This window comes from Arthrobacter sp. 05N425, assembly GCF_056397125.1.
Map to the genome: position 1 here is coordinate 1 of NZ_JBFTMU010000018.1, position 23155 is coordinate 23155.

Consider the following 23155-nt stretch of genomic DNA (forward strand, 5'->3'; position numbering starts at 1 on the left):
GGGCCGGGCCACGATGTGGCCCCGCGCTTCTTAGTTAAATCTTCCGGCAGTGCTAGCCGATCTTGCGGGCCGCGCGGCGCTTGCTGAGTTCATCGTCGGGGAAGGACTGGTCCGAGGCGTGTTCGCTCGGCAGTGCCGCGAGGCTTCCCTCCACTTCGCGCCAGACCCGGCCGACGGCGATGCCAAAGACACCCTGTCCGCCCTGGACCAGGTCGATGACTTCATCCGCCGAGGTGCACTCGTAGACGCTCGCGCCGTCACTCATCAGCGTGATCTGGGCGAGGTCTTCGACCCCGCGCTCCCGGAGGTGCTCGACGGCGGTGCGGATCTGCTGCAGGGAGACGCCGGTGTCGAGGAGCCGCTTGACGACCTTGAGGACGAGGATGTCGCGGAAGCCGTAGAGGCGCTGCGACCCGGAGCCGGCGGCGCCGCGCACGGCGGGTTCGACGAGCCCGGTGCGTGCCCAGTAGTCCAGCTGGCGGTAGGTGATCCCGGCCGCCTTGCACGCGGTGGGGCCGCGGTAACCCGCGTCTTCGTCCAGGACGGGAAGATCCTCGGTGAAGAGCAGGCCCTGGGCACCGCTCGCGGGCACAGCAACGCCTGCCGTCGAGGTCTGCTTGAGCTCGCCTGCTTCGCCTTTCGGACTCACGTGGATCCTCCTTGTCATGAGTTCCCGCGGGAACTTGCAGCAACGACGCGCTGTCCGGGACCTGCGTCGGACCGAGTAGGCACGAAAATCATCCGTGTAGTTTCGGCTCCGGCTGCTCTGTCCAGTGTGACTTGCGCGGCTGTTGTATGCAATGGGAACTTGTACCTCCGACGTTAGGCCTGCCGGGGCCCAAGGTCAAAGACGTTGGCGGTATTGCCGGGGCGTGTCGAAACTTTCGACCTCGACTTTAAGCTTAGGGCTGTTTCAGCCGGCGAAATCCTCGGGTTCGACGTCGTCCAGGAACTCGCGGAAGCGGCGCAGCTCGCCCTCTTCGTCGACGGCGGGCCCGGGCTGGGCCTCCTCGCCGTCGTCGTGCTCGGTGATCCGCACACCGGCTTCTTCCATCACGGCGTCCGCGCACCAGATCCGGCATTTGGCCCGCAGGGCCAGGGCCAGGGCATCCGAGGCCCTCGAGCTGACGGTGGTGCCGTCTTCGAACTGGAGCTGGCCGTAGAAGATGTTGTCCTCGACCGCCACGATATTGACGCTGACGATCGTGTGGCCCAATGCCTCGACAACGTCCACCAGCAGGTCGTGCGTCATCGGCCGCGGCGGAACCACACCCTGCTGGGCCAGGGCGATGGCGCTGGCCTCCGGGGTGCCGATCCAGATGGGGACGTGGCGCTCCCCGTGCATCTCCTTGAGCAACACAAGCGGTTGGTTGGACGGCAATTCAATCCGTACGCCTACGATTTCCACCTCAATCATCAGATGTCCATCCTCGAGATGCGGTCCTGGACCAGGGCCCGGTGCAGCGTCAGGCAGAGTTCGCTGATTTCGCGGGCGGCCTCGGCGGCGCGGGCGTGAGAGGCGGCGTCCTTCCGCGAGGTCAGGGTCGCCACCGCCCGTTCCACCAGCCCGAATTCGCGTTCGGCGGCGGCCTGGAACGGGCGCAGGTGCCGCGGTTCCAGGCCGTGGCCCTCCAGTTGCACGCAGGCCCGGGCAACCTGCAGGGCATGTTCATCGAATTTGCCGTTGACGTGGCCGATCAGGCCGAAGCTGAGCAGGGATTCGAGCAACGGCACGCTGGCCCCGGACTCGGTGCGGAGCTGCTCTTCGCTGAGCAGGCGTACCCGGTGGTTCAGTTCGGCGGCGAGTTGGTCCGAGACGATCCGCGGCGAGACCGTGACCCCGGGAGGCAGGTTGTCCGGGCGTTCGCCGCGGTCAATCGCGTCGAGGTAGTCCTTGATCACCTTCAGCGGCAGGTACTGGTCCCGCTGCAGGGCCAGCACAAAGCGGAGACGCTCGACGTCGCCCTCGGAGTACTGCCGGTACCCGGCGGGAGTCCGCTGCGGGTTGATGAGTCCCTTCTCTTCAAGGAACCTGATTTTCGACGCGGTCATGTTGGGGAAGTCGTCGCTCAACTGAGCCAGGACCTCCCCGATGTTCAGGACCTGGGGTCCGCGCCGTTCGGCTTGTGCCATGGCCACAGGCAACTACCCCGATATCAGACGTTGCCTGCGGTACGGGCAGGGCTGAGGTAGAAGGTGAGCCGGAACTTGCCGATCTGCACCTCGTTACCGGACTTCAGCTCCACACTGTCGACACGGTCGTGGTTGACGTAGGTGCCGTTCAGGCTCCCGGTGTCCACGACCTCGAAGCTGCGCGCCGTGCGGCGGAATTCAACGTGGCGGCGCGAGACCGTGACGTCGTCGAGGAAGATATCGGCGTCCGGGTGGCGGCCCGCCGTCGTGACGTCCGAGTCGAGCAGGAAGCGAGCGCCGGCGTTGGGCCCGCTGTGTGCCACCAGCAGGGCGGACCCTGCGGGCAACGACTCGATGGCCGTGCGTTCCTCGACCGAAACCTTCGGGGTGAGGGTGGGCTCGTCGCGCACGGGAGTGAGATGGATCGATGTGGTCTCCGAGGCTTTCACTCCACCCGTGCCGTATTCACCGGTGTCGTTCTGTCCGTGCCCAACCATTGAGTCCTCCTCATTCGTTGCAGGTGTCCCCCCTGCAAACAACGCATGCCGTCCGGAAAAGCCTGGCAGATCCGGTAGTCAGTCCCCCCGGCCGGCCACTGTGTCCAGTAATTGCTGTCTCCAACAACTGCTGTGTCCAGTAACACGGCCCGGAGACCTTCCCATTAGCCTACCTGTTGTTCGTACTCCGATGCACTGAGCAACGACTCCACGGCGTCGGCTTCTGCGAGCTTGATTTCGATCAGCCAGCCCTCGCCGTAGGGATCCGAATTGATCAGGGCGGAATCGGTGTCCAGGGCCTCGTTGCGGGCCACGACCTCGCCACTGACCGGGGCGTAGATGTCGCTGACACTCTTGGTGGACTCGACCTCCCCCACGACGTCGTTGGCCTTGATGTCAGTGCCGACCTCCGGCATCTGGGCGTAGACGACGTCCCCGAGCGCGTCCTGGGCAAAATCCGTGATCCCCACACGCACGACTCCGTCGGCATTCGGGGCGGAGACCCATTCGTGTTCCGCGGTGTAGGACAGCTCTTCGGGAATGATGCTCATGGCGGGCCTTTCGTCTGGTCAATCACCAAGGTCGACGGCGGCCGATCGAACGGGCCGCCGCTGAAAGTATAGGCATATCCGGCCGGACCCCGGGAGGACTCTGGCATGATGGGGCCATGGCAGCACCTGCACCCGTTCCGGTCGGATTTGCCCATGCCTGAGCTACCGGAAGTGGCAGCCCTCGCGGATTTCCTGGACACGCGCCTGCGCGGTGCGGTCCTCACGAAAATCCAGATCGTCTCGTTTGCGGTACTGAAGACGGCGGATCCTCCCATCTCGGCGTTGGAAGGCAGGACCGTGACGGGGGTGCGCCGCCATGGCAAGTTCATTGACCTGGAGGCCGACGGGCTGCATCTTGTCTTTCACCTTGCCCGCGCCGGCTGGGTGCGGTTCACCGACGCCCCCACCGGCGCGGTGCTGAAAATGGGCAGCGGGCATATCGCGGCGCGGCTGTCATTTTCCAGCGGGGGCGGACCACTTGACCTGGACCTGACCGAGGCCGGCACCAAGAAGAGCCTGGCGGTCTACCTGGTCCGCAGCACGACGGATGTGCCGGGGATCGCGGCGCTCGGACCGGATCCGTTCAGCCCGGGGTTCGACGTCGAGACCCTGGCCGGGATCCTCGCGGCCGGCAAGCAGCAGATCAAGGGGCTGCTGCGCAGCCAGGGCGTCATCGCCGGCATCGGGAACGCCTACAGCGACGAGATTCTGCACGCGGCCAGGATCTCCCCGTTCGCCATCGCCGGCGCCCTGGACCGGGCGGCGGTAGAGCGCCTGTACGACGCCATCCACGAAATCCTGGGCACGGCACTGGCCGAGGCCCGCGGGAAACCGCCGGCCGAGCTCAAGGACGCCAAGCGGAGCCACATGCGGGTGCACGGCCGGGCCGGCGAAGCATGCCCGGTTTGCGGAGACACCGTGCGAGAGGTCTCCTTTGCCGACACCGCGCTGCAGTACTGCCCGCACTGCCAGACGAAGGGAAAGATCCTGGCGGACCGCCGGACGTCTCGTTTTTTGAAGTAGGACTTTTCCAGGAGCCGCTTTACGAAGTCGACCGGTTCGGGAAACAGAAAACCCCGCCATTCCGTTGCCGGAATGGCGGGGTACTTTCTGTTGGTCGGGCTGACAGGATTTGAACCTGCGACCCCTTGACCCCCAGTCAAGTGCGCTACCAAGCTGCGCTACAGCCCGTTGGTTCCGCCGTTCTCCGCTCTTGATGATGTCCTGTTGTTATCCAAAGGATTTCATCCGAGCAGTCCGGCCGAACCACCTCCAAAAGCTTACACGATTCCGGAGGGTGCCCGTGACACTTTCACTTGTGTCACGGGAACTTTTTCCCTCGGCGGGCGCGTTCGGAATTAGCGCTTCTTGCCGCGCTTTTCCCGGACCCGCATGTTGACCTCGATCGGCGTGCCCTCGAAGCCGAAGGTTTCGCGGAGCCGGCGGGTGATGAAGCGGCGGTAGCCGGGATCCAGGAAGCCGGTGGTGAAGAGCACGAACTTCGGCGGCCGGCTGGAGGCCTGGGTGCCGAAGAGGATGCGGGGCTGCTTGCCGCCGCGGACCGGGTGCGGGTGTGCCGCCACCAGTTCGCCGAGGAAGGCGTTGAGCCGTCCGGTGGGGATGCGCTTGTCCCAGCTCTCCAGCGCAGTATCCAGGGCAGGAACCAGCCGGTCCTTGTGCCAGCCGGTCTTGGCCGAGATGTTGACGCGCGGCGCCCACGCCACGTGGGCGAGGTCCTGTTCGATTTCGCGTTCCAGGTAGGTGCGGCGTTCGTCGTCGAGCAGGTCCCACTTGTTGAACGCGAGCACCAGCGCGCGGCCGGACTCGATCGCGAGCTGCAGGATGCGTACGTCCTGCTCGCTGAGCACCTCGTCCACGGCGAGGAGCACGACGGCGACCTCGGCCTTTTCGAGCGCGCTCTGGGTGCGCAGCGAGGCGTAGAAGTCGGCGCCCTGGGCCATGTGCTGGCGGCGGCGGATGCCGGCCGTGTCGACGAAGCGCCAGGTGCGGCCGCCGAGTTCGATGAACTCGTCGACCGGGTCACGGGTGGTGCCGGCGGTGTTGTCGACGACGACGCGTTCGGAGCCGGCGAGCTTGTTCAGCAGCGAGGACTTGCCGACGTTCGGCCGGCCGATCAGGGCGATCCGGCGCGGGCCGCCGCTGCGCTCGAGTCCTTCGATCGTGGAGAACTCCGGCAGCGTGTCCATGACATGGTCGAGCAGGTCGGCGACGCCGCGGCCGTGCAGGGCGGAGACCGGGTACGGCTCGCCGAAGCCGAGGCCCCAGAGCGCGGCCGAGTCGGCTTCCTGGGCGAAGTCGTCGACCTTGTTGGCCACCATGATGACCGGCTTCTTGGACTTGCGCAGCATCTTCATGACGCCTTCGTCCGTGGCGGTCGCGCCGACGGCGGAGTCCACCACGAACAGCACGGCGTCGGCGAGCTCCACGGCCATCTCGGCCTGCTCGGCGACGCGGGCGTGGATGCCCCGGGCGTCGTGCTCCCAGCCGCCGGTGTCAACCACGGTGAAGTTCCGGCCGTTCCAGTGCGCCGAGTACATAACGCGGTCACGGGTGACGCCGGGGGTGTCCTCCACGACGGCTTCGCGGCGGCCCAGGATGCGGTTGACCAGGGTGGACTTGCCGACGTTCGGCCGGCCGATGATGGCCAGGACGGGGTCAAGCTTGACCGGGCCGTCGAAGTCCTCGTCCTCGTAGCGCCCGMTCAGCAGGGCGGCGTCTTCCTCGTCCAGTTCGTAGTCGTCCAGGCCGGCGCGGAGCGAGGCCGCGCGGAGCTCGGCTTCCTCGTCGTCCAGGGCGGCAAGATTCTCCGCCACCTGGTCCGTGCCGGTGGGCGTGTATTCGTCTTCGCCGGCGCCAAAATGGCCGGGGGTTTGAGTCGTATCGCTCATTGCACTTTCCTTAGGTGGTGATCTGCCGGCGTCGCGGCTACTGCTGTCTGTGGTTCTTGCGGTGAATCTGCGTCGGGCAGGCGCTGCCCGCTGCTCTGAATTGTGTCCTGGACGTGCCGTGCCAGTGCGGCGCGGATCTCGGTTCCCACCCTGTCCATTGAAGCACGCCCGGTCTCCCCGGGCCTGCGGCTGACGGTGAGGGCCCCGCCGAAGCTGACGTGCAGCCGCCGGCCGGGACGGGGAACCGCGTTGAGGTGCTCGCCGCTGATCCTGGTCCCGAGGATGGCTACCGGGATCACGGTGGCCCCCGAGTTCAGCGCGAGCCAGGCCACCCCGTTGTTGATAGCGGCGGCCTCTCCGCTCCCCCGCGTGCCTTCGGGCAGGATCCCGACGCACCGTCCGGCGTCGAGGACGCTCTTGGCCCGTTCCAGCGCCGCCCGGTCACCCGAACGGTCCACCGCCAACTGGCCGGAGGCCTTCAGGACCAGGCCCAGGAAGCCTTTGAACATCTCCTTCTTGACGAAGATGTGCATCGGCCGGGGCGCCGCACCGAACATGACCGGGCCGTCCAGGAAACTGATGTGGTTTCCGGCGAAGATGACCGGCCCCGCCGCCGGGACGTTGGCGCGGCCCTGGACGGAGGTCCGGTACACCAGATGGTCCAGCAGCCAGCCGACCGGCCGGCTCCAGGCCATGGTCCCGTGCTTGAACCAGCGGCCGGGAAGCTGCGCCCCGGCTGAGCCCTCAGTCACGGTCGATGGCCGTGTGGGTGACGACCCGGTGCACGATCCCGAGGGCCGCGTCAACGGTCTGGGCAAAGTCCAGGTCCGAGGAGTCCAGCGTGACCACGCCGTCGGCGGCCTGCGTGAAGTTCACCACGGTGGAGTCCTTGGCGTCCCGCGCCGTGACTTGCGCGGCAAGCTGTTCGGCGTTCTGGCTGCCGCCGAGCTGGATGCCGCGGCGGCGAAGCCGGGCCTCTTCGCTGGCGGTGAGCAGCATGCGCACCTCGGCATTGGGAGCGACGACGGTGGTGATGTCTCGGCCCTCCACCACCATGCGGCGGTGGTGCTTTTCGATCAGCGCGCGCTGCCGGCGGATCAGTTCGGTCCGTGCCCCGAGCGTGGTGGCGACGGCGCTGACCGCAGCGGAGATGCCCGGTTCGCGGATGGCCTCGGTGATGTCGGCACCCGCGACACGGACGTACTCTTCCTGCGGGCTGGTGCTGATCTCCAGTTGGAGCGTCTCGGCAGCGGCTTCGATGGCTTCGGCGTCGGCGAGGTCCAGGCCGCTGTCGAGGCAGAACCAGGTCAGGGCCCGGTACATGGCGCCGGTGTCGAGGTAGGCCAGCCTGAGCCGGCGCGCCACCTCTTTGCTGACGCTGGACTTGCCGGAGCCGGAGGGGCCGTCGATTGCGACGACGAGGCTCTTGCCGGGGCGGACGACGTCCACCGTTTCAATGAGTTCCTGGGTCATTACTGGAGTACCCGCCATCCACGGTCGTTGAGGGCTTCGATGAGCAGCTCGTGCTTGTTGGGCAGCACGGAGAGTTCCACCATGCCGACATTCTGTCCTGAGGAGTGGTCCAGTCGGAGGTCCTCGAGGTTGACGCCGATCTCGCCGATCTCGGTCAGGAGCCTGGCGATCTGGCCGGGCGTGTCGTCCACCAGGACGGTCAGCCAGGAGTAGGCCTGCGGCGGTCCGCCGTGCTTGCCCGGGATCCGGGCCTGGCCGGCGTTGCCTTCGCTGATCAGCTGGGCAAGGTCCAGCCTGGCACCGGGCGCGGTCGGATCCTCGAGGGTTCCGATCAGCCGGTTCAGGTCCTCGCGGACGCCGTAGAGGATCTCCACGACCTTGCCCGCGTTGGCGCCGAGGATCTGCACCCAGAGCGTGGGGTCGCTCGCGGCGATCCTGGTCACGTCCCGCAGCCCGTTGCCGGCCAGCGAGAGCGCGTGCAGCGGGGTTCCCTGCAGCCGGCTGGCTACGAGGGAGGACATGACCTGGGGCAGGTGCGAGACCAGCGCCACGGCCTCGTCGTGTTCCTCGGCACCGAATTCGGAGACGACGGCGCCCAGGTCCCCGGCCAGCGCACGCGCCGCCTGCAGGGCCTCGGGCCGGGTTTCCGGCGTGGGGCAGAGCACCCACGGCATCGAGGTGAACAGTTCCCCGCGGGCGGCGACGGGGCCGGACTTTTCCCGGCCCGCCATCGGGTGGGTGCCGACGTAGCGGCCCAGGTCGGCGCCGCGCTCGCGCAGCTCCGCCTGGATGGACGCCTTGACGCTGGCAATGTCCACCACAACGGCCTGCGGGTAGTCCGCGAGGGCGCGGGCGACGACGTCGGAGGTCACGTCCGGCGGCGCGGCGACCACGACGAGTTCCGGCGTTTCGCCGTCAAGGCGCGCCAAGGGCAGGCCTGCGCCGATGTCGACGGCGACGGCCTGGTTGGTAGGCGACGGGTCGGAGAGGAACACGGCGACGCCGCGGCCCCGGAGCCCCAGCCCGATGCTGGTGCCCAGCAGCCCGGTGCCCACGACCACGACCGGCCCGTTCAGGTGGCCGCGGCCGTGGGTGCGAAAAGCGGACATGCCTTACAGCCCCACGGATGCCAGCAGGTGGCCGACTTCCTGCTTGCCGAGGTTGCGGATGCTGCCCTGGCGCTGGTCGCCCAGGCCGATGGGACCGACCTTGACGCGGACCAGGCGCAGTACCGGGAAACCGACGGCGTCGAAGAGGCGCCGCACAATGCGGTTCTTGCCCGAGTGCAGCACGACCTCGATCAGCACGTGGCCCGGGGTCGAGTCGACGAGCTTGAAGGAGTCGACCGAGGCAATGCCGTCCTCGAGTTCGACGCCGGCCTTGAGCTGCGCGCCGACGCCCTGCGGGAACGGCCCGCGGACCTGGACGAGGTACGTCTTGGGCACCTCGTAGGAGGGGTGCGTCAGGCGGTTGGCGAGTTCGCCGTCGTTCGTCAGGAGCAGGAGCCCCTCGGTGGCGACATCGAGCCGGCCGACGTGGAAAAGGCGTTCGCCGTGGTGGTTGCGGACGAAATCGCTGACGCACGGACGGCCGTCCGGGTCTTCCATCGTGGAGACAACGCCTTTGGGCTTGTTGAACACCATGTAGACCATGTTTTCGTCCAGCTGGATGCGCAGGCCGTCCACGTGGATCACGGACGCCTTGGGGTCGACGCGCATGCCGAGCTCGGTGACGACCTGGCCGTCGACCTCGACGCGGCCTTCGGCGATCATTTCCTCGCAGACGCGCCGGGAGGCGACGCCGGCGGAGGCCATGACCTTTTGCAGACGGACACCGTCGGCATCGTGCAGTTCGGACTGCGGCACGGGTCCGCGCGGGCCGCGTTTGCGGGCCGGCTTCCGGACCGGGCCGAGGTTCTGGCCGAAGCGTTCGCCGCCGAACGCGCTGGAACCGGTGGCCTTGGCCGCTCCGGCGCCGATGCGCGGCTTGGGCTTGAGCGCGCCCGGCGTACCGGGGACCTTGCCGGCACCGGGCTTGCGTGCCGCAGGCTTGCGGGCGGCCGGCTTACGCGCTGCCGGCTTGGCGCCGTTGCGGTCCCCGGATTCCGGAGCTGAACCCGCGGGGTTCAGGTCCGGATCGATGAAAGCCTCTTCGCGCGGCTTGGGCCGCTTGAACGGGCGGTCGCCGCCGCCCTTGGAGAAGTCGCGCTGGCCTCGGCCGGCGCCGCCCGCACCCTGGGTGCGTGCTGATTGATGTCCGGCGCTGGTGCGTCCCGAACCGTTACGTGGTGAACCCTGGCGTCCCGCCTGTGTCATGACCCGTCCTTCGTTTGTTGGCCCGCGGCGGCTGCCTCACGGCAGCCCCCACCGGCCGGGCAAATGGTTCTGCCCTGGTGGATACTCGTTACGCAGGCAGCATTCCTGCCTACATTCTTCCTGCGTCGTAAAACTCTGCTATGCCTTCAAGCCCTGGAAGATGGGGCGAAAGCTGAGGCAACTCAGCCACCGAGCCGATTCCCATACGTTCGAGGAAATACGACGTCGTGCGGTACAGGATGGCCCCGGACTCAGGATCGGTTCCCGAATCCTCGATCAGTCCGCGCTGGGTCAGCGTCCGCACGACGGAGTCAACATTGACCCCTCGAATTGCAGACACCCGCGCCCTGGAAACGGGCTGGCGGTAGGCGATGACGGCGAGCGTTTCGAGCGCCGCCTGCGTCAGCCTGGCTGTCTGTCCTTCCAGCACGAATCCGCCTACGACGTCGGCGAACTCAGCGCGGGAATAGATCCGCCAGCCTCCGGCGATATTCCGCAATTCAAAACCCCGGGGGGCGGCACCGAAACCAGCACGATTAATCGCAGTGCTGGCGTCGTCCGCATCCGGGGCATTACCAGTATAGCCGTTATACTCCCGTTGCAGTTCCCCGAGCAGGCCCTCGACGACGTCGACCGTCAGGTTGAGGCCGGCGGCCAGCTCCGTGGCCGTGGCCGGTTCGTCGACCACCATGAGCACTGCCTCCAGCGCGGCACGGGCGCCGCCGGGCAGTCCCGAAACGTCCGGAACCCGGGAGTCGCCGGCGTCGGATCCGGCCGCGCCTGATGGGGCCCCGCCGGCTGTGGCAGAGGTGCGTGCTTCGGTCACGGTTGCTCCTCGTATTCTTCGCTCAGCTTGTCGCTGCTCCAGTCCGGGTCGTCGGCGGTCCAGTGCACGGACAGCTCGCCGAGGGGAAGCAGTTGGTCGAAGCCCACTGCCTTGTCCCGGAACATTTCCAGCAGCGCGAGGAACCGGGCCACCACTACGAGGGTGGACTCGGCGTCGGCGATCAGGGCCCGGAAGGTGAGTGCCTTGCCAAGACGCAGGCGGTGGCCGATGATTTCGGCCTGCTCCTTCACGCTTACCGGCGTGCCATGCAGGTGGGCGAGGCCCACCTCGGTGGGGGCTGCTTCCTTGGGCTTCAGGGCCGCTTCGGCCAGAGCCGCGAACTGCTGCGGGGTGTGCTTCCAGACCAGCTCGGGCAGGAGGGCGGCGAACTGGCCCTCCAGGGCGACCTGCCGCGGGTAGCGCCGGCCCTCCAGCTCCAGCGTCGAGCCGATCAGGCCGGCAACCTGCTTGAAGGCCTTGTACTGGAGCAACCGGGCGAAGAGCAGGTCGCGGGCTTCGAGCAGCGCGATGTCCTCGTCGTCTTCGACCTCGCCCGCGGGCAGCAGCCTGGCCGCCTTGAGGTCCAGCAAGGTGGCGGCGATGACCAGGAATTCGCTGGCCTCGTCCAGGGCCCAGTCCTCCCCCAGCCGTTGCAGCCCCTTGATGTATTTGATGAACTCGTCGGTGACCGTGGCCAGCGCCACCTCGGTGATGTCCAGCTGGTGCTTGGAGATCAGGCCCAGCAGCAGGTCGAAAGGGCCGGTGAAGTTGGCCAGCCGGACCTCGAATCCGGGCTTCTTCCCGGGCGGCGACAGCTCTGCCGTCGCGGTTCCCGTCACCGCCATAGCCCTGGTTAGGGCGCGCCGCCGCGCGAAATCAGCTCTTTGGCCAGGCGGCGGTAGGCGTCGGCACCGGCGTGGTTGCCGGCGTAGCTGGTAATCGGCTCGGCAGCCACGGTGGCGTCGGCGAACTTGATGGAGCGCTTGATCACGGTCTCGAAGACCTTGTCCCCGAAGGCCTCCACCAGCCGGGCGATGACCTCGCGGCCGTGCAGGGTGCGGGAGTCGTACATGGTGGCGAGGACGCCGTCGACCTGCAGGCGGGGGTTCAGCCGGTCCTGGACCTTGTCGATCGTCTCGACCAGCAGCGCCACGGCGCGCAGGGCGAAGAATTCACAGATCAGCGGGATGATGACGCCGTGCGCCGCGGTCAGCGCGTTGACCGTGAGCAGCCCGAGCGAGGGCTGGCAGTCGATCAGGACAACGTCGTAGTCGTCTTCGACCTTTTTCAGGGCCCGGTCCAGGACCTGTTCACGGGCGACCTCGTTCACGAGCTGGACTTCCGCGGCGGAGAGGTCGATGTTGGCCGGCAGCAGGTCCACATTTTCGACGCCGGTCTTCTGGATGGCGTCGCGGATGTCGACCTTGCGGTCCATCAGCACGTTGTAGACCGTGAGGTCCAGCTCGTGCGGATTGGTGCCAAGGCCGGCAGAGAGGGCGCCCTGCGGGTCAAAGTCGACCAGCAGCACGCGGCGGCCGTATTCGGCCAGGGCAGCGGCCAGGTTGATGGTGGACGTGGTTTTGCCCACGCCGCCCTTCTGGTTGACCATGGCGATGACCCGGGCCGGGCCGTGGGATGACAGCGGCGCGGGCTCCGGAAAGTCGCGTTGGGGGCGCCCGGTGGGGCCCATGATGGCGTCTTCCAGGTCGAGTCCGGTGCCTTCCAGAGTGGCTGAACCCTGTTCGCTGCTCACGTATCTATCCACACTTTCGATGACGGTGATTTTCGTGCCTGACCCTGCCGGCTGCTTGTTGTGCTGACTGGCTCATGTTGCGGCCTCATCTTGCTTGCGGCCGCCCGGCAAGGATCGTTATTCCTCCCAAGGTTACAGCCCCCGACACGGTATTCGACGGACCTTGACAACCGCCGTTCCGCGCGCCTTGACCCTCTGGTAGAGGTCGAGGGTTGCCTGGCACTGGGGCCCCGCCGCAAACGAAACCGCCCGGACGCGGGGTGCGCGTCCGGGCGATTTCAGTGCGTTCGGGCTGGTGCTCAGGCGTTGACCGGCACCGGCTGCGCGGCCTGGCCGGCTGGCTGGTCGGCGGCCACGTGCCCGGTGTGGCCGGCGATCATGGTCTGCTCGTCGAAGGGCTCGGCGCCGGAGAGGACACGCTCGACCTGTCCGCCGTCGATCTCCTTGACCCAGGTGCCGATCAGGACGGTCGCCACGGCGTTGCCGGTGAAGTTGGTCAGCGCGCGGGCCTCGGACATGAAGCGGTCGATGCCGACAATCATGCCCACGCCGCCAAGCAGTTCCGGACGGTGGGCCTGCAGGCCCGCTGCCAGGGTGGCGAGGCCGGCGCCGGTGACGCCGGCGGCGCCCTTGGAGGCGATGATCATGAAGATCAGCAGCGAGATCTGGGCGCCCAGGTCCAGCGGGGTGCCCATCGCGTTGGCGACGAACAGGGAGGCCATGGTCAGGTAGATGGCCGTGCCGTCGAGGTTGAAGGAGTAGCCGGTGGGGACCGTGACGCCGACGACGGGCTTGGAGACACCGAGGTGTTCCATCTTCGCGATCAGGCGGGGCAGGGCCGCTTCGGAGGAGGACGTGGAGAAGATCAGCAGGTATTCGCGGCCGAGGTAACGCATCAGGCGGAAGATGTTGACACCCGAGACGACCTGGAGCAGGCCGCCCAGGATCACGACGATGAACACCGCGCAGGTGATGTAGAAGGCGACCATGAGGGTGGCCATGCTGATGATGGCCTGCACGCCGGTGGCGCCGACGACGGCGGCGATCGCACCGAATGCGCCGACCGGGGCGAGCCACATGACCATGATCAGGATGCGGAACACGAGGGCCTGGCCGTGGCCGATGGCCTTCAGGATCGGGGTGCCCTGCGGGCCCATCTTCTGCAGCGCGAAGCCGACCAGGATAGCGGCGAGCAGGGTGGGCAGCACGGGGATGTCGCCCGGGATGATGCCGAGCAGGAAGTCGACGGTGCTGTCCGTGGCGGCCTTCTTGTTGGGATCGTACGGGGCGAGCTTGAGGCCCTCACCCGGGTGGATCAGGTTGCCGACGACGAGGCCGATGGCCAGCGCGAAGGTCGACATGACGATGAAGTAGCCGAGGGCCAGGCCGCCGACCTTGCCGACCGTGGCGGCCTTGGCGATCGAGCCGATGCCCAGCACGATGGTGCAGAAGATGACGGGGGCGATCATCATCTTGATGAGCTTGATGAAGCCGTCGCCGAGCGGCTTGAGGGACTTGCCGACCTCGGGGAAGATCAGGCCGACCAGGGCGCCGAGGACCACGGCGACAATGACTGCGATGTACAGGTAGTGGGACTTGTCCAGCCCCTTGCGCTTTTTGACCGGCGCCGCGGCGGTTGCCGCTGACTCTCCTCGTTGAGAGGCCATGGTGTTCTCCTTGGATAGGCTGGACTTCGATGCGGCTTGGGGTGCGCATCACGTCCGTTCTGCGTGTTTCTCCATCATTGGGGATGAAGTGACGCGCATCACCGTTGCGTTCATATTGGTCATGGAAGGTGCAGTTGATCCATCACTGGAGCATCGCCCGCAGGCTGTTTGTGGCCCACTTGCTGTTCATGCTGGCCCTGACCGCCGTCGTCGGCACGGCCACCTTCGTCGACGCCCGCGACCACGCCTACGAGGAAGCCGGCCGGCGGATGGCCGGGATCGCCACCGCAGTGGCAGACAACCCCCTGGTGCTGCAGGCGGCGAGCGCCCCCAATCCCTCGGCGAGGCTCCAGCCCTACGCCCTGGAGGTGATGCGGGACGCCCGCGCGGACTTCATCACGATCATGGCGCCGGACCGGACCCGGTGGACCCATCCCCGCAACGAGGAGCTGGGCAAGCCCTACATCGGCTCGATCGACGCGGCCCTGCGCGGCGAGGTCTTCACCGAGATCATGGCCGGCACGCTCGGACCGTCCGTGCGGACGATCGCCCCGGTCAAGGACGCCGACGGCAAGGTCCGGGCCCTGGTGGCGGCGGGCGTGACGGTGGGGACGGTGGATGTCGCGTTTTCCGGCCGCCTGCCGGCGCTGCTCGCGATCGCAGTGGCTCTGCTGGCCGGCGGTTCGGTGGCCTCCTGGCTGCTGGGCCGCTACCTCCGCCGGGTTACCCGCGGCTGGGGCCCGGAGCAGCTGGCGCAGCTGTTCGCCTATTACGAGTCGGTGCTCCACTCGGTCCGCGAGGGGGTGATCCTGATTGACCCGAAGGGCAAGGTGGTTATGTACAACGATCAGGCGGCCGCGCTGCTCGGGGTGCCGCCCCGCGCCGTCGACGTCGGGTCCTCCGGCGGCCGCGGACCGGACGCGCCGTCGCTGGCGGAACTGCCGCTGGCCCCCAGCCTCAAGGAACTCTTCGAATCCGGCCGGACCGCCCAGGACGAAATCCACCTGACCGGCCCGCGTGTCCTGGTGGTGAACCAGGGCCCCGCGGTCGGGCCCCGCTCCCCCGCGGCCCGGCAGCGGCCGGCGGCCTCCGGCGCCCCCGTCTACGGCACGGTGGCCACCATCCGGGACCGCACCGAAATCGAGTCGCTCGGCAGCGAGTTGGAGACCATGCGGACGCTCTCCGACGCCCTCCGCGCCCAGACTCACGAACACGCCAACCGGCTGCACACCATCGTGTCCCTGATGGAACTGGGCCGCGGCAACGAGGCACTGGATTTCGCCACCAACGACCTGGAGCTGAGCCAGCGGCTGACCGATGACCTGGTCAGCTCCCTCGAGGAGCCGGTGCTCGGCGCCCTGGTCATGGGCAAGGCCGCCGAGGCGCACGAACGCGGCGTCGAACTCATCCTCACCACCGACGGCTCCACGGCGGTGACCGGACTGGCCGTCCAGGATCTCGTTGCCATCCTCGGCAACCTGCTCGACAACGCGATCGACGCCGCGGCCGATGCGCCACCGCCGCGCCTCGTGGAGCTGAGTGTCTCCTCGGCGGGCGGAGCCCTGGAGATCACGGTGGAGGACAGCGGCCCCGGCATCGATCCGGACGCCGTGGAGGATGTTTTCCGGCACGGCTTCAGCACCAAGGCTCCGGGTCCCTTCGGGCGCGGCCTCGGGCTGGCCCTGGTCCGCCAGGCCGTGCAGCGCCTGGGCGGTAGCATGACAATCACCAGCCCGGCCGGGGCACTGTTCCGTGTCACCCTGCCGACGGCACCGGCTGCAGCGGCAGGCGCGGCGAGAGGCGCCGCGGACGGCGCCAGGGAAGAACCAGCCGGGACAGCAGAGGAACAGCAATGAGCGATATCCGCGTACTCGTCGTCGAGGACGAGCCGATCGCCGCGGCCGCCCACGCCGCCTACATCGGCCGGCTCGAGGGCTTCACCCTGGCCGGGTCTGCCCCGGACGGGCAGTCCGCCCTGCGCCTGATGACGGACCTGTCAGCCGCCGGGCAGCCCGTGGAACTGGTCTTGCTGGACATGAACCTGCCGGACCTGCACGGGCTGGACATCGCCCGCCGGATGCGTGCCGCCGGCCTCTTTGCGGACATCATCGCGATCACGGCGGTGCGGGAGCTGAACATCGTCCGCAGCGCCGTGGCAACCGGCGTCGTGCAGTACCTGATCAAGCCGTTCACCTACGCCACGTTCGCGRACAAGCTGAGCAGCTACCGGCAGTTCCGTGAACAGCTGGCCTCCCCCGGCCCGGGCGGTACCGGCGCCGGGGCGTCCCAGAGTGACGTGGACCAGGCCTTCGCCAGCCTGCGGGCGCCCTCCGAACTGCCGCTGCCCAAGGGCCTGTCCGCCTCGACACTGGATTCCGTGCAGGACTTCATGAAGCTGCAGGCCGGTGCGGTGTCGGCCAGCGAGGTGATGGAAGCACTGGGCATGTCCCGCGTCACGGCCCGCCGCTACCTCGAGTACCTCGCGGACGCCGGTACGGTGTCACGCACCGCACGCTACGGCGCCCCCGGCCGGCCGGAGAACGAGTACCGCTGGAGCCGGCCGGCGTCGTAGCCCTACACCTGGCCCCATGCCTCTCCCCCGCGGCGCCAGCTCACCCAACTGGCGGACTAGGACGCCGTTGACGGGCGGGTGCCCACGGCGCCGGGCCGCAGCGTCTCCAGGAGCTGGTCGATCACGCCGGCGTCCTCGATCGTGGAGGGCACCACATAGTCGTCGCCGTCGGCGATTTGGCGCATGGTCTTGCGCAGGATCTTTCCGGAGCGGGTCTTCGGCAGGGCCTCCACGACCGTGACGTGCTTGAAATCCGCCACGGCGCCAATGTCGCGCCGGACCAGGGCGATCAGGTCCTTGACCAGGATCTCCTCCGGCACGTCCACCCCCGATTTGAGGACCACGTAGCCGCTGGGGCGTTGGCCCTTGAGGGGGTCCGCGAGTCCGATCACAGCGCATTCGGCGACGGCCGGGTGCTGGCCGATCACCTGTTCCATGGCGCCGGTGGAGAGCCTGTGCCCGGCGACGTTGATGATGTCGTCGGTCCGGCCCATCACGAAGAGGTAGCCGTCCTCGTCCTGGTAACCGGAGTCGCCGGTGGYGTAGCAGCCCTCGAAGGCCTGCAGGTAGGAGGAGATGTAGCGTTCGTCGTTGCGCCAGAGCGTGGTCAGCGTGCCCGGCGGCAGGGGCAGTCCCAGGACGATGTTCCCCTCGGTGCCGGTTTCCACCTCGTCGCCCGCGCCGTCCAGGATCCGCAGCCTGAAGCCGGGCATCGGAACGCTGGGCGAACCGGCCTTGATCGGCAGCCCGTCCAGGCCGCGAGGGTTGGCGCAGATGGCCCAGCCGGTCTCGGTCTGCCACCAGTGGTCCACCACGGGCACGCCGAGGACGCGGGACGCCCAGTGGAACGTGTCCGTGTCCAGCCGCTCGCCCGCCGCAAACAGGGTGCGCAGGCTGGAGATGTCGTATTCTTCGAGCAGCTTTGCCTCGGGGTCGGCCTTCCGGATGGCCCGCAACGCGGTAGGGGCGGTAAACAGCACGTTGACCTTGTGGTCCTGGATGACCCGCCAGAACGCGCCCGCGTCCGGGGTGCCCACCGGCTTGCCTTCATAGATCACGGTGGTGGCGCCGGCCAGCAGCGGCCCGTAAACAATATACGAGTGCCCCACCACCCAGCCGACGTCGGAGGCAGTCCACATGACGTCGCCGGGGCCGACGTCGTAGATATTCTCCAGCGTCCAGCTCAGGGCGACGGCGTGGCCCCCGTTGTCCCGCACCACGCCCTTGGGTGACCCGGTGGTGCCCGAGGTGTAGAGGATGTAGAGGGGGTCCGTGGCTGCGACGTCGACCGGGGCGGCGGGCTCGGCGGACGCCATCGCCGTGTCCCAGTCCAGCCAGCCGGCGTGGTCTGCAGCGGACGCGGTGAAGCCTTCCCGTGCCTTGACCAGCACGGGGGTCTCCGGCGCGCCGGCCAGTTCCAGCGCTTCGGCGACGGCCGGGAGGTACTCGATCCGCCGCGAGGGCTCGATTCCGCCGGAGGCGGTGACCACGGCGGCGGGGTTGGCGTCCCGGATGCGGGCGGCGAGTTCCTTAGGCGCGAAACCGCCGAAGACCACCGAGTGGATCGCGCCGAGCCGGGCGGTTGCCAGCATGGCGATGGCGGCCTCCGGGATCATCGGCATGTAGATCACCACACGGTCGCCCTTGCCGACGCCGTGGCTGCGCAGCACCCCGGCGAAGCGAGCGACGAGGTCGGTGAGCTCGGCGTAGCTGAAGCGCTGCTGCGTGCCCAGCATGGCGGAGTCGTAGATCAGGGCGTCCTGGCCGCCGCGGCCCTCCGCCACGTGGCGGTCCAGGGCGTTGTAGCAGGTGTTCAGCACGCCGTCGGGAAACCAGCTGTAAAGCGGCGCGCGGCTGGAGTCGAGGGCCCGGCCCGGCGGCGTGCTCCAGTCGATCTTCCCGGCGGCCTCAAGCCAGAAGTCCTCCGGCTGCTCAACGCTGCGCTGGTAACTGTCCCGGTAGCTCTTGGTGACCATGAAGTAATCCCGTCCACGACGTTGTGATGCAGCTCATGGTAGCCCTGCTGGGGTCCTTCCACAAGGGCTGTGTATACAGCGGACACTTGGATCTGGCTCTTTTTGCTGATTAGGGCCGGAAAGTGTGGGCTATTCTGCCGATTGTGTATACACTGGACGGGTCAGCCGAGGAAGGAGACCATCATGCGCGCCAGTGACAAGGCCTACGCCGCCCTGCGCGACGACATCATCGAGTGGCGTCTCCTGCCGGGAACAGTCCTCGCCGAGGTCGAACAGTCCGAGCGGCTCGGCATCTCGCGGACCCCGCTGCGCGAGGCCCTCAGCCGGCTCAGCGCGGAAGGGCTGACGACGACGGCGGGCGGCCGCGGCGTCGTCGTTACCGACATTTCCCTCGAGGACATTGACGAACTCTTCGAACTGCGCGAAACCCTCGAAGGCAGGGCCGCGGCGCTGGCCGCCGAGCGTGGCGATGCGGCGACATTCGAGCAACTGCGTCGCGAGCTCCTGCGAGCGCCGGAGCTGATCAATGGCACAGACCCCGCACGCCATGACTACTACAGCCTGGTCGGGCGGCTCGACGCGGCCATCGACGCCGCTATTTCCAACTCCTACCTGGTCCAGGCCATGCGCAGCCTGCGCGTTCACCTGGTCCGGGTGCGCCGGCTGGCGGCCGACGACGCCGAGCGCCTCACCGCAGCGGCCGCCGAGCACGCCACCATTGCCGAAGCCATCGCCGCCGGCAACCCGCGGCTCGCCGAGGCCGCCACCACGCTGCATCTGCACCGAAGCCTTTCCCACGTCAAAGCCACCCACGTACCTCACTAGAAGGAGCACCATGGTTAAGGAACACCACGTCCGCGTTTACAAGAGCGAGGAAAACCTGGCCCGCGAGGACCAGCTCGCCTTCAAGATCGCCAAGGTGGCCGCGGATCCCGTCGCCGTCTCCGACGAGGTCACCGACATGGTGATCAACCGCGTCATCGACAATGCTTCGGTGGCCATCGCTTCCCTGAACCGCGCCCCGATCGTCGCCGCCCGCGCCCAGGCACTTACCCACGGTCCCAGCACCGGCGGCAAGGGCTCGAAGGTGTTCGGCATCGAGGAGCGCGTGGCTCCGGAATGGGCGGCCTGGGCCAACGGCGTCGCCGTCCGCGAACTCGACTACCACGACACGTTCCTGGCCGCGGACTACTCCCACCCGGGCGACAACATCCCGCCGATCCTCGCCGTCGCCCAGCACGTCGGTTCCAGCGGCAAGGACCTGATCCGCGGCATCGCCACCGGCTACGAGATTCAGGTCAACCTGGTCAAGGCCATCTGCCTGCACAAGCACAAGATCGACCACGTAGCGCACCTGGGCCCCTCCGCCGCCGCCGGCATCGGCACCCTGCTGGGCCTCGACGTCGAGACCATCTTCCAGTCCATCGGCCAGGCGCTGCACACCACCACCGCCACCCGCCAGTCCCGCAAGGGCGAGATCTCCACCTGGAAGGCCCACGCCCCCGCGTTTGCCGGCAAGATGGCTGTTGAATCCGCCGACCGTGCCATGCGCGGCCAGACCTCCCCGGTGCCGATCTACGAAGGTGAAGACGGCGTCATCGCCTGGATGCTCGATGGCCCCGACGCCAACTACACGGTGCCGCTGCCCGAGGACGGCGAAGCCAAGCGCGCCATCATGGACACCTACACCAAGGAACACTCCGCCGAGTACCAGGCACAGGCGTGGATTGACCTGGCCCGCAAGCTGCACGGCGAGCACCCCGAGGTCACCGACCCGGCCAACGTCGAGTCCGTGCTGATCAAGACCAGCCACCACACGCACTACGTGATCGGTTCCGGCGCCAACGACCCGCAGAAGTACAGCCCCACGGCAAGCCGGGAAACCCTGGACCACTCCATTCCGTACATCTTCACGGTGGCCCTGCAGGACGGGGCCTGGCACCACGTCGATTCCTACGCCCCGGAGCGCGCAGGCCGCCCGGACACGGTGGAGCTGTGGCACAAGGTGACCACGGTCGAGGATCCGGAATGGACCCGCCGCTACCACTCGCTGGACATCGCGGAGAAGGCCTTCGGCGGCTCCGTGGAGATCACGCTCAAGGACGGCACCGTCATCACCGACCAGATCGCCGTCGCCGACGCGCACCCGCTGGGCGCCCGGCCGTTCGCCCGCGAGCAGTACGTCAACAAGTTCCGCACCCTCGCCGCCGGCCTCGTGGCCGAGGACGAGATCGAGCGCTTCCTGGCCGCCGCCGCGCGGCTTCCCGAACTCGCCGCCGGCGAGCTCGACCAGCTCAACATCAAGGCAGCCGACGGCGTGATCGACCTGGCAGCCGCCCCGAAGGGACTCTTCTAATGCTGTATTCGAAGACCACGCCGGAGCAGAAGCGGATCCGGTTCCGGGAGCTGCTTGCTTCCGGAACGATCCAGCAGTTCCCGGGTGCGTTCAACCCGCTCTCGGCCCGGCTGATCGAGGAAAAGGGATTCGCCGGGGTGTACATCTCCGGCGCCGTCCTCGCCAATGACCTCGGCCTGCCGGACATCGGCTTGACCACGCTCACCGAGGTGGCCACCCGGGCCGGGCAGATCGCCCGGATGACGGACCTGCCCTCGATCGTCGACGCCGATACCGGTTTCGGCGAGCCGATGAACGTCGCACGCACCATCCAGGAGCTCGAGAACGCGGGCCTGGCCGGCTGCCACATCGAGGACCAGTTCAACCCGAAGCGCTGCGGCCACCTCGACGGTAAGAACGTTGTGGACCTCGACACCGCGACCAAGCGGATCCGGGCCGCGGCCGACGCCCGGCGGGATCCCAACTTCCTGATCATGGCCCGGACCGACATCCGGGCCACCGATGGGCTCGAGGCGGCGCAGCAGCGGGCCAAGGCCCTCGTGGAAGCCGGCGCTGACGCGATCTTCCCGGAAGCCATGAAGGACCTCAGCGAGTTCCAGGCCATCCGCGACGCCGTCGACGTGCCGATTCTGGCCAACATGACCGAGTTCGGCAAGAGCGCGCTGTTCACGGTCGACGAGCTGGCCGGCGTCGGCGTCAACATGGTCATCTACCCGGTAACGCTGCTCCGTAGTGCCATGGGCGCTGCTGAGCGTACTCTGGAATCGATCAAATCCGACGGCACCCAGGAGGCACAGGTTTCGAGCATGCTGACCCGTGCGCGTCTCTACGACCTCGTCGACTACGAGGCGTACAACCGCTTTGACACCGGGGTCTTCAATTTCCAGATCCCCGGCATCTGACACCCCCACCGGACTGCCGGCCCCGGCCGGTCAACAGGCGTTAGGAACAAAGGAGTTTCAGCATGGCTGAAAATGAGATCAAAAAGGGCCTTGCCGGCGTCGTGGTGGACTACACCGCGGTGTCCAAGGTCAACCCGGACACCAATTCCCTGCTCTACCGCGGCTACCCCGTCCAGGAGCTGGCCGCCAAGTGCAGTTTCGAGGAAGTGGCCTACCTGCTCTGGAACGGCGAGCTGCCGACGCCGGAGCAGCTGGCGGAGTTCACCGCCGCCGAGCGCGCGGGACGTGCCCTGGATCCGGTCGTCAAGCAGGTCATCGACGCGCTGCCGATCACCTCGCACCCCATGGACGTCTGCCGCACCGCGGCGTCGGTGATGGGCGCCCGGCACCCGCTCGCCGAGGACTCCTCGCGGGAGGCCAACATGGCCAAGGCCGTGGACCTCTTCGCCGCCATGCCGGCGGTGGTGGCCTACGACCAGCGCCGTCGCCACGGGCAGGCAGCGGTGGAGCCCCGTGACGACCTGGGCTATTCCGCCAACTTCCTATGGATGTCCTTCGGCGAGGAGCCGGTCCAGGAAGTAGTGGAGGCCTTCAATGTCTCGATGATCCTGTACGCCGAGCACTCCTTCAACGCCTCGACCTTCACGGCGCGGGTAATCACCTCCACGCTCTCGGACCTGCACTCGGCCGTGACTGGCGCCATCGGGGCGCTGAAGGGGCCGCTGCACGGCGGCGCGAACGAGGCGGTCATGCACACCTTCGACGAGATCGGCATCCGGCAGGAGGAGTCGCTCGACGAGGCTGCGGTGCGGGCGAAGGCCTGGATGGAAGATGCCCTGGCGCACAAGAAGAAGGTCATGGGCTTCGGCCACCGTGTGTACAAGCACGGCGACTCCCGGGTTCCCACCATGAAGGCGGCCCTGGACAAGATGATCGCGCACTACGGCCGTCCGGAGCTGCTGGGGCTCTACAACGGACTCGAGGCCGCGATGGATGAGGCGAAGGCGATCAAGCCGAACCTCGACTACCCGGCCGGACCGACGTACCACCTGATGGGATTCGACACCCCCACCTTCACTCCGCTGTTCGTCGCCAGCCGGATCACCGGCTGGACCGCGCACATCATGGAGCAGCTGGACTCGAACTCGCTGATCCGCCCGCTGAGCGAATACAACGGTGTCGAGGAACGCCACGTGCCGTAGACAGCATGACTTAGCCAGTGCGA

At 67.7% G+C, this 23155-nt stretch carries 22 protein-coding genes and 1 tRNA gene; 7 read left to right on the forward strand and 16 right to left on the reverse strand.

Annotated elements, in window-relative coordinates; all coding sequences use genetic code 11:
* Positions 1-52: 52 nt before the first annotated feature.
* The 5 genes from AC1DGE_RS15885 to gcvH all read right to left on the reverse strand — a co-directional run bounded on the left by AC1DGE_RS15885 (position 53) and on the right by gcvH (position 3181).
* On the reverse strand, positions 53-649 hold the full coding sequence (locus tag AC1DGE_RS15885) for a MerR family transcriptional regulator (protein ID WP_476917778.1): 597 nt from the start codon (positions 647-649) through the stop codon (positions 53-55).
* Positions 650-913: 264 nt separating this feature from the next.
* The gene (locus AC1DGE_RS15890; RefSeq protein WP_175321577.1) at positions 914-1417 is read right to left on the reverse strand and encodes a bifunctional nuclease family protein; all 504 of its coding nucleotides are present in this window, start codon (positions 1415-1417) and stop codon (positions 914-916) included.
* A complete protein-coding gene (ftsR, locus tag AC1DGE_RS15895; RefSeq protein WP_175321576.1) occupies positions 1417-2133 on the reverse strand; it encodes a transcriptional regulator FtsR in 717 nt (238 codons plus the stop codon). The genes AC1DGE_RS15890 and ftsR overlap by 1 nt, the downstream gene beginning before the upstream one ends.
* 23 nt (positions 2134-2156) lie before the next feature.
* Positions 2157-2630 carry an FHA domain-containing protein gene (locus AC1DGE_RS15900; protein ID WP_175321575.1) on the reverse strand — a complete coding sequence of 158 codons (474 nt, stop codon included), beginning with the start codon at positions 2628-2630 and terminating at the stop codon, positions 2157-2159.
* Between the two features lie 164 nt (positions 2631-2794).
* Positions 2795-3181, reverse strand: coding sequence for a glycine cleavage system protein GcvH (gcvH, locus tag AC1DGE_RS15905; protein WP_138769663.1), 387 nt, complete (start codon positions 3179-3181; stop codon positions 2795-2797).
* 153 nt (positions 3182-3334) lie between these two features.
* Between gcvH and AC1DGE_RS15910 the strand changes: the two genes are divergently transcribed.
* Positions 3335-4204 (forward strand): Fpg/Nei family DNA glycosylase, encoded by an 870-nt coding sequence (locus AC1DGE_RS15910; protein WP_476917779.1) that lies wholly within the window; start codon positions 3335-3337, stop codon positions 4202-4204.
* Between the two features lie 91 nt (positions 4205-4295).
* Here the strand turns inward: AC1DGE_RS15910 and AC1DGE_RS15915 are convergent.
* The 10 genes from AC1DGE_RS15915 to AC1DGE_RS15960 all read right to left on the reverse strand — a co-directional run bounded on the left by AC1DGE_RS15915 (position 4296) and on the right by AC1DGE_RS15960 (position 14124).
* Positions 4296-4372 (reverse strand) — tRNA-Pro (locus AC1DGE_RS15915).
* Positions 4373-4539: 167 nt separating this feature from the next.
* The gene (gene der / locus AC1DGE_RS15920; protein WP_476917780.1) at positions 4540-6090 is read right to left on the reverse strand and encodes a ribosome biogenesis GTPase Der; all 1551 of its coding nucleotides are present in this window, start codon (positions 6088-6090) and stop codon (positions 4540-4542) included.
* Positions 6087-6785 (reverse strand): lysophospholipid acyltransferase family protein, encoded by a 699-nt coding sequence (locus tag AC1DGE_RS15925; RefSeq protein WP_476893026.1) that lies wholly within the window; start codon positions 6783-6785, stop codon positions 6087-6089. The genes der and AC1DGE_RS15925 overlap by 4 nt, the downstream gene beginning before the upstream one ends.
* 49 nt (positions 6786-6834) lie before the next feature.
* Positions 6835-7563, reverse strand: coding sequence for a (d)CMP kinase (gene cmk / locus AC1DGE_RS15930; protein WP_476917781.1), 729 nt, complete (start codon positions 7561-7563; stop codon positions 6835-6837).
* Entirely contained in the window at positions 7563-8672 is a 1110-nt protein-coding gene (locus tag AC1DGE_RS15935; RefSeq protein WP_441418904.1) for a prephenate dehydrogenase, read from the reverse strand. Before AC1DGE_RS15935 ends, cmk begins: the two co-directional genes overlap by 1 nt.
* A gap of 3 nt (positions 8673-8675) precedes the next feature.
* On the reverse strand, positions 8676-9878 hold the full coding sequence (locus AC1DGE_RS15940; RefSeq protein ID WP_441418905.1) for a pseudouridine synthase: 1203 nt from the start codon (positions 9876-9878) through the stop codon (positions 8676-8678).
* A gap of 109 nt (positions 9879-9987) precedes the next feature.
* The gene (scpB, locus tag AC1DGE_RS15945) at positions 9988-10608 is read right to left on the reverse strand and encodes an SMC-Scp complex subunit ScpB (RefSeq protein WP_441418937.1); all 621 of its coding nucleotides are present in this window, start codon (positions 10606-10608) and stop codon (positions 9988-9990) included.
* 92 nt (positions 10609-10700) lie between these two features.
* Positions 10701-11543 (reverse strand): segregation and condensation protein A, encoded by an 843-nt coding sequence (locus AC1DGE_RS15950; RefSeq protein WP_476917782.1) that lies wholly within the window; start codon positions 11541-11543, stop codon positions 10701-10703.
* Positions 11544-11557: 14 nt separating this feature from the next.
* Positions 11558-12457, reverse strand: a complete 900-nt coding sequence (locus AC1DGE_RS15955; RefSeq protein ID WP_441418907.1) for a ParA family protein — start codon at positions 12455-12457, stop codon at positions 11558-11560.
* A gap of 299 nt (positions 12458-12756) precedes the next feature.
* On the reverse strand, positions 12757-14124 hold the full coding sequence (locus AC1DGE_RS15960; protein ID WP_441418908.1) for a cation:dicarboxylate symporter family transporter: 1368 nt from the start codon (positions 14122-14124) through the stop codon (positions 12757-12759).
* Between the two features lie 134 nt (positions 14125-14258).
* Here AC1DGE_RS15960 and AC1DGE_RS15965 point away from each other — a divergent pair, with 134 nt between their 5' ends.
* Both AC1DGE_RS15965 and AC1DGE_RS15970 read left to right on the forward strand, forming a co-directional pair.
* A complete protein-coding gene (locus AC1DGE_RS15965) occupies positions 14259-15980 on the forward strand; it encodes a sensor histidine kinase (protein WP_441418909.1) in 1722 nt (573 codons plus the stop codon).
* Entirely contained in the window at positions 15977-16696 is a 720-nt protein-coding gene (locus AC1DGE_RS15970) for a response regulator (RefSeq protein ID WP_476917783.1), read from the forward strand. The genes AC1DGE_RS15965 and AC1DGE_RS15970 overlap by 4 nt, the downstream gene beginning before the upstream one ends.
* A gap of 56 nt (positions 16697-16752) precedes the next feature.
* Here AC1DGE_RS15970 and AC1DGE_RS15975 read toward each other — a convergent pair whose 3' ends face one another.
* Positions 16753-18672, reverse strand: coding sequence for a propionyl-CoA synthetase (locus tag AC1DGE_RS15975; protein ID WP_476917784.1), 1920 nt, complete (start codon positions 18670-18672; stop codon positions 16753-16755).
* A 183-nt stretch (positions 18673-18855) separates the two neighbouring features.
* Between AC1DGE_RS15975 and AC1DGE_RS15980 the strand changes: the two genes are divergently transcribed.
* The 4 genes from AC1DGE_RS15980 to AC1DGE_RS15995 all read left to right on the forward strand — a co-directional run bounded on the left by AC1DGE_RS15980 (position 18856) and on the right by AC1DGE_RS15995 (position 23132).
* Positions 18856-19497, forward strand: a complete 642-nt coding sequence (locus AC1DGE_RS15980) for a GntR family transcriptional regulator (protein WP_441418912.1) — start codon at positions 18856-18858, stop codon at positions 19495-19497.
* A gap of 10 nt (positions 19498-19507) precedes the next feature.
* Positions 19508-21028 (forward strand): MmgE/PrpD family protein, encoded by a 1521-nt coding sequence (locus AC1DGE_RS15985; protein WP_476917785.1) that lies wholly within the window; start codon positions 19508-19510, stop codon positions 21026-21028.
* Positions 21028-21930 (forward strand): methylisocitrate lyase, encoded by a 903-nt coding sequence (gene prpB / locus AC1DGE_RS15990; protein ID WP_441418914.1) that lies wholly within the window; start codon positions 21028-21030, stop codon positions 21928-21930. Before AC1DGE_RS15985 ends, prpB begins: the two co-directional genes overlap by 1 nt.
* Positions 21931-21992: 62 nt before the next feature.
* Positions 21993-23132 (forward strand): bifunctional 2-methylcitrate synthase/citrate synthase, encoded by a 1140-nt coding sequence (locus AC1DGE_RS15995; RefSeq protein ID WP_441418915.1) that lies wholly within the window; start codon positions 21993-21995, stop codon positions 23130-23132.
* Positions 23133-23155: the final 23 nt, after the last annotated feature.